The organism is Pseudomonas sp. (assembly GCF_049645325.1).
Classification (GTDB): Bacteria; Pseudomonadota; Gammaproteobacteria; order Pseudomonadales; family Pseudomonadaceae; genus Aquipseudomonas.
Map to the genome: position 1 here is coordinate 1 of NZ_JBARTQ010000535.1, position 10,700 is coordinate 10,700.

A 10,700-nucleotide genomic window follows, 5' to 3' on the forward strand; every position below is an offset into this window, starting at 1 on the left:
CACTGTGCCTGCACGGCATGGGAAGGCGATGTTTTTCAGGGTGACTCTGCTCAAGAGCCCCCCTCGCAAGCCCGGAGACCGGCCCGAAAAATCAGATAACAAACCCGCGGTGGGCGGGCGCTGTTTAAACCCTGCGTGCCCGGCTCGCGGGGTTTTCATGCGCCTGCGTCACCCTGAAACCCAGAAGGGACGCGCCATGTCGATCATCAGCAGCACCACCTCGCACACCGCCAGCAGCACTTCCACCCTGAGCCAACGCCTGACTGCCGCCATCGGCGCGTCGATCCTCGGCGCGTGCCTGGTGTATTTCGCCGGTTTCTCGCATATCGAAGCGGTGCATAACGCCGCCCACGATACACGCCACAGCGCCGCGTTCCCGTGCCACTGAGACCTGCCGACATGATCAAGCGTATTGCCCAAACTGCAGGCTTTACCGGCCTGCTGGCCGCCCTGCTGCTGACCCTGCTGCAAAGCTTCTGGGTCGCCCCGCTGATTTTGCAGGCGGAAACCTTTGAGAACGCTCCGGCCGCTGTCGAAGTCGCCCATGAACACGCCGCAGGCGCCGCTGCGCACACCCACGACGCCGAAGCCTGGGAACCGGAAGATGGCTGGCAGCGCGTGCTGTCCACCACCGGCGGCAATTTGGTCGTCGCCGTAGGTTTTGCGCTGATGCTGGCCGGTCTCTACACCTTGCGCGCGCCAACCCGCACCGCCCAGGGCCTGCTCTGGGGCCTGGCGGGTTACGCGACTTTCGTGCTGGCGCCCACCCTGGGCCTGCCGCCGGAATTGCCGGGCACTGCCGCCGCTGACTTGGCACAACGCCAGATCTGGTGGATCGGCACCGCCGCGTCCACTGCAGTGGGTATTGCGCTGCTGGTGTTTGGTCGCAGTTGGCTGCTGAAAGTGCTGGGCGTGGCGATCCTGGCCGTGCCGCATGTGATCGGCGCGCCGCAACCGGAAGTGCATTCGATGCTCGCCCCGCAAGCCTTGGAAACACAGTTCAAGATCGCGTCGCAACTGACCAACGTGGCGTTCTGGCTGGCCCTGGGCCTGATCAGCGCCTGGCTGTTTCGGCGTAACCGCGACGGTCAATATTCGGCATGACCCTGGTGGTCGGCATGGGTTGCCAGCGCGGTTGTGACGTTGACACCTTGCTCGCGCTGTTCGAAACCGCCTTGGCCGAGGGCGGTATTGAGCGCACGCGCATCACCGCCTTGGCCAGTATTGAGCGCAAAAGACATGAGCCGGGGTTACTCGCCCTGGCTCAACGGCTGAACCTGCCGTTTGCGTGTTTCAGCGCAGCACAGCTGGCGCCCTACGAAGATCGTCTGAGCCATAAATCCGACGTGGTTTTTGCCCATACCGGCTGTTACGGCATTGCCGAAAGCGCCGCCCTGGCACTGGCCGAACACCTCGGCAACGTCCCTTCTCGCCTGCTGATCACGCGCAGAACGAGCGCCCAGGCCACCTTTGCATTGGCGTGCGCGGGCTAAAATCCCGATAATCACCGCTTCCGATCATGAGCAATCTTCATGCTCGCCCGATTTTCAACAGGAACTCCCATGACCGTCTACTTCATCGGCGCAGGCCCCGGCGACCCGGAATTGATCACCGTCAAAGGTCAGCGGCTGATCCGCAGCTGCCCGGTGATCATTTATGCCGGCTCGTTGGTACCTGCGGCGGTATTGGAAGGCCATCAGGCGCAACAGCTGGTCAACAGCGCCGAACTGCACCTGGAGCAGATCATCGACCTGATCAAGGTTGCCCACGCCAACGGCCAGGACGTCGCACGCGTGCATTCAGGCGACCCGAGCCTTTATGGGGCAATCGGCGAGCAAATCCGCCACCTGCGCGAGCTTGGCATTCCCTTCCAAATCATCCCGGGCGTCACGGCGGTGGCGGCCTGTGCGGCACTGCTGGAGACTGAACTGACCCTGCCGGATATCGCCCAAAGCGTGATCCTTACCCGCTACGCCGACAAAACCAGCATGCCGGCCGGCGAAGACTTCGACAGCTTGGCGCGCCACGGCACCACCATGGCGATTCACTTGGGCGTCAACCATTTAGAGAGAATTGTCGCCGAACTGCTGCCGCACTACGGCGCCGATTGCCCGATCGCCGTGGTGCACCGGGCGACGTGGCCGGATCAGGACTGGGCGCTGGGCACGCTGACCGATATTGCTGAAAAGGTCGCAGCCAAAGGCTTTCGGCGTACCGCGCTGATCATCGTCGGCCGGGTACTGGCGAGCGACAGTTTCAGCGAGTCTTCGCTGTATCGCGCAGGGCATGCACACCTTTACCGGCCATGAACGAAACTTGAATTCAATGCAAAATCCTGTGGGAGCGGGCTTGCCCGCGATGGCTGTATGTCAGGCAAAACAAGTGTCATCTGGTACACCGCTATCAGGCAAGCCAGCTCCCACACTTAATCTTCTGCGTTAAGTAAATCTCGCAAGCTACTAAATTTAAAGCATAAAAAAACGGCGCTCACGGGGCGCCGTTTTTTTGTTCGCAGTGAACACCTTACTCAGTAGTAGGCGTTTTCTTTCTGCGTGTGGTCGGTCACGTCGCGTACGCCCTTGAGCTCTGGAATACGCTCCAGCAAGGTGCGCTCGATGCCTTCACGCAGGGTCACGTCCGCCTGGCCGCAGCCTTGGCAGCCGCCGCCGAACTTGAGTACGGCGATACCGTCTTCCACCACGTCGATCAAGCTGACCTGACCGCCGTGACTGGCCAGCCCCGGGTTGATCTCGGTTTGCAGGTAGTAGTTGATGCGCTCGTTGACCGGGCTGTCGGCGTTGACGTTTGGCACCTTGGCGTTCGGCGCCTTGATGGTCAACTGGCCGCCCATACGGTCGGTGGCGTAGTCGACCACGGCGTCGTCGAGGAAGGCTTCGCTGAAGTTGTCGATGTACGCGGTGAAGCTTTTCAGCCCCAGGGCGGTGTCTTCAGGCTTCTCTTCCCCTGGCTTGCAGTAGGCGATACAGGTCTCTGCGTACTGGGTGCCGGGCTGGGTGATAAAGACGCGAATGCCGATACCTGGGGTGTTCTGCTTCGACAGCAGGTCAGCCAGGTAATCGTGGGCGGCGTCGGTAATGGTTATGGCAGTCATGGAAACTCCTCACAGGCTTGCCGGCAGTTTACGCCAAATCATTACAGAGGTACAAAGTCCTAGTATTTTTGTCGGGATAATTTTAACCGTTGGTCGCCATCGAGCCAGCCTTTGAGCAGGCGATAACTGCCCTTTTCCAACCAGTGGTAACTGCCCAGGGCGCCCAAGCCGATGGTAAGCACGCACACAGCCAGTACGGCATAGGGGTTCAGGCCATAGCGCTGGGCAGCATAACCACCGGCCGACAACACCAGCACATGCAGCAAATACACGGAATAGGAACAGTCCCCCAAGACCTTGAGCAGGCGGTTGCCCTCGAAGAACCGCTCCAGCGCCATGCAAGCCACTACCAGCACGGCGCTGGGCAGGCCCCAGGTCAGGGCACGCGGCGAGGCTGGCCAATGGTAGATAGCCAACAGCGCGCCGGCGATGCCCAACAGCGGAAGCCACAGCCCCGGCCGGATCCAGCCCTTGCGATAGAGCATGCCGATGCCGATGCCCATCAGGAACTCGACGACAATATCCGAGCGATAGAACTCGCTGATCCAGCCAAATGAGGTCCACGCCTCGCAGACTGCAAACAACAATGCCGCCACAACCAGCAGCCGCCATTGCCGGCGAAACAGCAGCGCCCAGGCGAACAGCAGGTAAAACAGCATTTCGTAGTTCAGTGTCCAGCCGACATTGAGGGTCGGGTAAACCCCATAGCCGCCGGGGTTCTCGGAAGGAATAAACATCAGTGACATCAACACATGCACGGCATCGACGCTCTGGTCCGGCAACATTGGCCGGGCGACCACCACCAGCAACGCCATCAGTAACGTGTAAAACCAGTACGCCGGCACGATGCGCAACAAGCGATACAGCAGGAATCGCCACGGTGGCAGGTCCTTGTCCTGGGTAGACAGGAAGATCACCAAGCCGCTGATCACGAAAAAAACGTCCACGCCCGCGGCGCCTTTTTCGACAAACAGCCGGCCCAAGGCGGTGTCCGCCTTGAAACCGAAGAAAATCTGCATGAAGTGGTGCCCCACCACCGTCCAGGCCGCCAGAGCGCGCAGTGCCTGTACCGAAATCAACATCGCCCGCCACCTTACCCACTGCATTCACATGTAGTTGGGACCCTGGCGGACGGTTAAAGGTCGATCAAAGATTTTCGTAGCGGTTCATGTCCAATACGCCCTCTTCCACCGGCGTGGTTTCTCGAATGTACTGCGACAAATCATGGAAGTACTGCCAGAACAGCGGATGACTGCGGCGCACGCCCCAACGATCGACAATTTTCTCAAACCGGTGTGCGTCCTTGGCACTCTCCATCGCCGCGACAAACTCCGGCACTTCCCCCGCCGGAATATTGAACATGAAATTCGGATAGCTGCTGAGCACGCCCGGGTAAATCGTCAGGGTATCGAGGCCCGGTTGGTAGCGATAGGCCTCCCCCAATAAAAACGCCACATTACTGTGCGCCCGATTACGCAACATGCTGTAAACCACCCGCTTACCCCCGGCAGTCTCAATCCGCAGCAGGGTCGCCTCTGGCAACTGATCAATCACCTTGAGCCCCGCCGCCGGCCGCGACGTCAGCCGGCTCAACGCCTGCTCTGCGTCCTGCAACACCGGGTCAATCCCGTCGCGTGAGCAGTAGGCACCGGTGCATCGGTTGATCGGGTCCGGGCTCGCGTTCAAATCGCCGTAGCGGGTCACTAACTGGTTAGCGAAGTCGCGTTTCGGGTCCTTTTCATCCAGATGCAAGCCGCTCGGCTTGTCATCGTCAATCGCCTCATAGTCCAGCCACAGCTTGAGTTTTCCGCTGTTCTGGTACCAGTCATCCATAAAATCGTCGCGGCTATCAGCCGGCATCAGGCGCAGGAAATTCTGCTCGGCGCCATTGCGGATCAAATCAAAGTACAGCCGCGTCTGGGCCTGGTGCGACACATTGCCAAACACGTCGAAATTCACCGCCAACTGATAATAGGTGCGCTCCAGCAGCGGATAGTCGAACAACCACATCGTCTGCGGCACTTCGCCGATCAAGCCCTTGCTCACCGAGGCGCTGTCGAAGTGGCGGAAGATGCTCAACAAGGCATTGTCATTCCCGGCCCACAAGGACGACCAACTCGGCGGCGGCACATCGGCATAACTGTCACGACGCAACGCCTCGTACTCATTGCGCTTGTCGCGATACTTGCGCCACAGGCTCAGCACACTGCCCACGTCGTCGTTCTGCCCCGGCATCGCCAACAGCGGCGTGGCCTGGCCGCGATAGCGTGCATCGGTGATGTACAGGTCATGGTCCGGGTCCTGGAACAGGGTCCAGAAATTGTCGCGAATCACGTCCGTGGCAATCTGCCCACGGCACACCGGCCCGCGAATAAAGGTGCGCACGAAGTATTCGGCGTTATCCAGCATGAATTGATAGCGCGCCTTGGCCGGGATCGCTTCGAACGTCGCGAACGGGTTGGCGCGGCTGCCGGGGCCGTAGCCAGGCAAGGCGTTGACCTGCCAATTACCGGCGTAGAACAGTTCCTTGATGCGCGCCATTTTTGCCGCGCTGAACGGGTATGTGATGTGGGTTTTATGCACGATCACGCCCTGCACCGGCCACAGGCGGTAATACACCTGCGTCCCCGGATCGTCATTCGGACGACGGGTGGCGATCAGGTCAATCGGTTGGCCGCTGGGCGTGCGCGAGCGCACCCACTGGAAAAAATGCCCAGGCTCGCCGTTTTCGAAATAGATGTGCGCCAGGTACAAATGCTCGAACAACCAGCGCGCCACCAGGCTTTCGCGCGCGCCGGGCTGGTTGAAGAGGTTTTCCCATTGCTGCACTTGCAGCGCCTCTTGGGCGCTCGGCGCCAGGCCTTGCTCATCAATCGGCGCACCGGACGCGAGCCAGCGCTGCAAGGTCTGGTACTGCTGGTCGGTCAGGCCGGTGACCGCCAGTGGCATGCCTTCCCTGGGATGGCTACCGGCGTAGGCATTGAATTCGCCCGGCATCGCGCACATGTTCTCGCGGTTCAGGCCCAGCATGATTTCCTCGGGCAACTTGGCATTCGGTTGCAGCGGCGCGTTGTGGCCAAGCTCCAACATACGCGCCATCAGCGCGGCCTGGCTGCCTTGGGCATCCAGCACCGAATAGAAGCCCTTCTGCTGCCAGGCTTGCTTGCCGAATGCGTCATAGAACAACCGCGTGGTCGGCGTCGCCTGGCTGCGTTCGCCGTCATACACCGGCACTTTAGTCGCGCCACGGCCCACGCCCTCGGCGCTGCCCAGGTTCAACTGGCAGGCGGAGTCGTAGCAGGCATGGCACGCCACGCATTTTTCGGTAAAGATCGGTTGAATGTCGCGGGTATAAGAAATCGCGGGAGCAGGACTTTGCGCCTGGGCGGTACTGGCAATCAGCAATAACCACGCGCTGACAATAAGACGAAGTGACATGTATCCGGTCCCGGTTCAATGCGTGCGCTGAAAAATTGCCGGTGATTCTACCGGGCCATCGCCTGCAACAACATGAACGATATTCATGCAAAACCTGCACATGCTCTAAATCGGCACAGGTTTGCTATGATTCACGCCCTCCGAAATGCCTGACCAGAGTAGTCCCATGCCCGATCGTAGCGCTCGTCTGCAAGCCCTTCACCAAGCCCTCAAGGAACGCATCCTGATCCTGGACGGTGGTATGGGCACGATGATCCAGAGCTACAAGCTTGAGGAGCAGGATTATCGCGGCAAACGCTTTGCTGACTGGCCCAGCGACGTCAAGGGCAACAACGACCTGTTGGTGCTCACGCGTCCGGACGTGATCGGCGGTATCGAAAAAGCCTATCTGGATGCCGGCGCCGACATCCTGGAAACCAACACCTTCAACGCCACGCGCATTTCCATGGCCGACTATGGCATGGAAGAACTGGCCCACGAACTGAACGTGGAAGGCGCGCGCCTGGCGCGCAAGATCGCCGACGCCAAGACCCTGGAAAACCCGGCCAAGCCGCGTTTCGTCGCTGGCGTGCTCGGCCCGACCAGCCGCACCTGCTCGCTGTCGCCAGACGTGAACAACCCCGGCTACCGCAACGTGACCTTCGATGAGCTGGTGGAAAACTACACCGAAGCCACCAAAGGCCTGATCGAAGGCGGCGCCGACCTGATCCTGATCGAAACCATCTTCGACACGCTCAACGCCAAGGCGGCGATCTTTGCTGTGCAAGGCGTGTTCGAAGAGCTGAACGTCGAACTGCCGATCATGATCTCCGGCACCATCACCGACGCCTCCGGCCGTACCCTCTCGGGCCAGACCACTGAAGCGTTCTGGAACTCCGTCAGCCACGCCAAGCCGCTGTCCGTGGGCCTCAACTGCGCGCTGGGCGCCAGCGAGTTGCGCCCGTACCTGGAAGAGCTGTCGAACAAGGCCAACACCCACGTTTCCGCGCACCCGAACGCCGGCTTGCCGAACGAATTCGGCGAATACGACGAACTGCCGTCGGAAACCGCCAAGGTCATCGAAGAATTCGCCCAGAGCGGCTTCCTCAATATTGTCGGCGGCTGCTGCGGCACCACGCCCGGCCATATCGAAGCCATCGCCAAGGCCGTGGCCGGTTACGCACCGCGCCCGATTCCGGACATCCCCAAGGCCTGCCGCCTGTCGGGCCTGGAGCCGTTCACGATTGATCGCAGCTCGCTGTTCGTCAACGTCGGCGAGCGCACCAACATCACCGGCTCCGCACGTTTTGCCCGCCTGATCCGTGAAGACAACTACACCGAAGCCTTGGAAGTCGCCCTGCAGCAGGTGGAAGCCGGCGCCCAGGTGATCGATATCAACATGGACGAAGGCATGCTGGACTCGAAGAAGGCCATGGTGACCTTCCTCAACCTGATTGCCGGCGAGCCGGACATCTCCCGCGTGCCGATCATGATCGACTCCTCGAAGTGGGAAGTCATCGAGGCCGGCCTCAAATGCATCCAGGGCAAGGGCATCGTCAACTCGATCAGCATGAAGGAAGGCGTGGAGCAGTTCATCCACCACGCCAAGCTGTGCAAGCGCTACGGCGCGGCCGTGGTCGTGATGGCCTTCGACGAAGCCGGCCAGGCCGACACCGAAGCACGCAAGAAAGAGATCTGCAAGCGCTCCTACGACATCCTGGTGAATGACGTCGGCTTCCCGCCGGAAGACATCATCTTCGACCCGAACATCTTCGCGGTCGCCACCGGTATCGAGGAGCACAACAACTACGCCGTCGACTTCATCAACGCTTGTGCCTACATCCGCGACGAACTGCCGTACGCGCTGACCTCCGGCGGCGTGTCCAACGTGTCGTTCTCGTTCCGTGGCAACAACCCGGTGCGCGAGGCGATTCACTCGGTGTTTTTGCTGTACGCGATCCGCAACGGCCTGACCATGGGCATCGTCAACGCCGGCCAGCTGGAGATCTACGACCAGATCCCGGCCGAGCTGCGCGACGCCGTGGAAGATGTGGTGCTCAACCGCACGCCGGAAGGCACCGACGCCCTCCTCGCCATCGCCGACAAGTACAAGGGTGATGGCAGCGTTAAGGAAGCGGAGACCGAGGAATGGCGTGGCTGGCCGGTCAACAAGCGCCTGGAACACGCGCTGGTCAAAGGCATCACCACCCACATCGTCGAAGACACCGAGGAATCCCGGCAGTCGTTCAAACGCCCGATCGAGGTGATCGAAGGCCCGTTGATGTCCGGCATGAATATCGTCGGCGATCTGTTCGGCGCCGGCAAAATGTTTCTGCCTCAGGTGGTGAAGTCCGCCCGGGTGATGAAGCAGGCCGTGGCCCACTTGATCCCCTTCATCGAGCTGGAAAAAGGCGACAAGCCGGAAGCCAAGGGCAAGATTTTGATGGCGACGGTGAAAGGCGACGTGCATGACATTGGCAAGAACATTGTCGGCGTGGTGCTCGGTTGCAACGGTTATGACATCGTCGACCTGGGCGTGATGGTGCCGGCCGAGAAGATCCTGCAGGTGGCCAAGGAGCAGAAGTGCGACATCATCGGGCTCTCCGGCCTGATCACGCCGTCACTGGATGAGATGGTGCACGTGGCCCGCGAGATGCAGCGCCAGGACTTCCACCTGCCATTGATGATCGGCGGCGCGACCACCTCCAAGGCGCACACGGCGGTGAAGATCGAGCCCAAGTACAGCAATGATGCAGTCATCTACGTCACCGACGCCTCGCGCGCCGTGGGCGTGGCCACGCAGTTGCTGTCCAAGGAATTGAAGCCGGCGTTCGTCGAAAAGACCCGCCTGGAATACATCGATGTGCGCGAACGCACCGCCAACCGCAGCGCGCGCACCGAGCGCCTGAGCTACCCGGCAGCCATCGCCAAGAAACCGCAGTTCGACTGGAGCACCTACACGCCGGTCAAGCCGACCTTTACCGGTTCGAAGGTGCTGGACAACATCGACCTCAAGGTGCTGGCCGAATACATCGACTGGACGCCGTTTTTTATCTCCTGGGACCTGGCGGGCAAATTCCCACGCATCCTGACCGACGAAGTTGTCGGTGAAGCGGCCACTGCGCTGTACGCCGATGCCCAGGAAATGCTCGCCAAACTGATCGATGAAAAACTCATCAGCGCCCGCGCCGTGTTCGGCTTCTGGCCGACCAACCAGGTGCAGGACGATGACCTGGAAGTCTACGGCGACGACGGCCAGCCGATTGCCAAGCTGCACCACCTGCGCCAGCAGATCATCAAGACCGACGGCAAGCCGAACTTCTCCCTGGCTGACTTCGTGGCGCCCAAGGACAGCGGCGTGACCGATTACATCGGCGGTTTTATCACCACCGCGGGTATTGGCGCTGAAGAAGTCGCCAAGGCTTATCAGGATGCGGGCGATGACTACAACTCGATCATGGTCAAGGCCTTGGCCGACCGCTTGGCCGAGGCCTGCGCCGAGTGGCTGCACCAGCAGGTGCGTAAAGAGCACTGGGGTTACGCCAAGGATGAGCAACTGGATAACGAGGCGCTGATCAAGGAGCAGTACAGCGGCATCCGCCCTGCCCCGGGCTACCCGGCGTGCCCGGATCACACCGAGAAGGCCCAGCTGTTTCAACTGCTGGACCCTGAAGCCCAGGAAATGCACGCTGGGCGCAGTGGGGTGTTCCTGACCGAGCACTATGCGATGTTCCCGGCGGCGGCGGTGAGCGGCTGGTACTTTGCGCATCCGCAGGCGCAGTACTTTGCCGTGGGTAAGGTCGACAAGGACCAGGTGAACAGCTACACCGCGCGTAAGGATCAGGATTTGGCTGTGACTGAGCGGTGGTTGGCGCCGAATCTGGGGTATGACAACTGATCGGGGTTGGTTTTTTTTGGGGGGTGGGTTGGGTGCTTATCCGTTATTTGGGTTGGGGCTTGGATTGGTTCCGCTCTTACAGCGGGTCACTTTTGGAAAAGAGCCCCAAAAGTAACCAAAAGGGCTCTTGCCCCTCCACTCGGTGCCTCGCTGTGGCGCGGCATGCCCGCACTCCGGCTTGAATCCGTGGGCCGCCGCCACGCGCCAACCATGGCGCGGGGCGGCTAACCCGGCGTCCTGCCGGGTTAGCCGTGTTGGGCCATGGATGGCCCG

The 10,700-nt window shown here is 60.8% G+C and carries 8 protein-coding genes and 1 riboswitch; of the genes, 5 read left to right on the forward strand and 3 right to left on the reverse strand.

Going from position 1 to position 10,700, the window contains the following annotated elements:
- Window positions 1–101, forward strand: a riboswitch (cobalamin riboswitch). This riboswitch is flagged as partial in the annotation.
- A 95-nt stretch (window positions 102–196) separates the two neighbouring features.
- From WBB95_RS22545 to cobM, 4 genes are all read left to right on the forward strand, one after another.
- Complete coding sequence (locus WBB95_RS22545; protein WP_424489590.1) at window positions 197–388, forward strand: CbtB domain-containing protein; 192 nt, start codon at window positions 197–199, stop codon at window positions 386–388.
- Window positions 389–399: 11 nt separating this feature from the next.
- Complete coding sequence (locus tag WBB95_RS22550) at window positions 400–1,104, forward strand: CbtA family protein (protein WP_424489584.1); 705 nt, start codon at window positions 400–402, stop codon at window positions 1,102–1,104.
- Window positions 1,101–1,493, forward strand: a complete 393-nt coding sequence (locus WBB95_RS22555; RefSeq protein WP_424489585.1) for a cobalamin biosynthesis protein — start codon at window positions 1,101–1,103, stop codon at window positions 1,491–1,493. The genes WBB95_RS22550 and WBB95_RS22555 overlap by 4 nt, the downstream gene beginning before the upstream one ends.
- Before the next feature lie 69 nt (window positions 1,494–1,562).
- Entirely contained in the window at window positions 1,563–2,309 is a 747-nt protein-coding gene (gene cobM / locus WBB95_RS22560; RefSeq protein ID WP_424489586.1) for a precorrin-4 C(11)-methyltransferase, read from the forward strand.
- A gap of 218 nt (window positions 2,310–2,527) precedes the next feature.
- Here the strand turns inward: cobM and nfuA are convergent, their stop codons facing one another.
- The 3 genes from nfuA to WBB95_RS22575 form a co-directional block, all read right to left on the reverse strand.
- A complete protein-coding gene (gene nfuA, locus WBB95_RS22565) occupies window positions 2,528–3,112 on the reverse strand; it encodes a Fe-S biogenesis protein NfuA (RefSeq protein WP_017136914.1) in 585 nt (194 codons plus the stop codon).
- A 59-nt stretch (window positions 3,113–3,171) separates the two neighbouring features.
- Entirely contained in the window at window positions 3,172–4,194 is a 1,023-nt protein-coding gene (locus tag WBB95_RS22570) for an acyltransferase family protein (protein ID WP_424489587.1), read from the reverse strand.
- A 64-nt stretch (window positions 4,195–4,258) separates the two neighbouring features.
- On the reverse strand, window positions 4,259–6,550 hold the full coding sequence (locus tag WBB95_RS22575; RefSeq protein WP_424489588.1) for a fatty acid cis/trans isomerase: 2,292 nt from the start codon (window positions 6,548–6,550) through the stop codon (window positions 4,259–4,261).
- Window positions 6,551–6,716: 166 nt separating this feature from the next.
- Here WBB95_RS22575 and metH point away from each other — a divergent pair, with 166 nt between their 5' ends.
- On the forward strand, window positions 6,717–10,427 hold the full coding sequence (gene metH, locus WBB95_RS22580) for a methionine synthase (RefSeq protein WP_424489589.1): 3,711 nt from the start codon (window positions 6,717–6,719) through the stop codon (window positions 10,425–10,427).
- Window positions 10,428–10,700 lie beyond the last annotated feature (273 nt).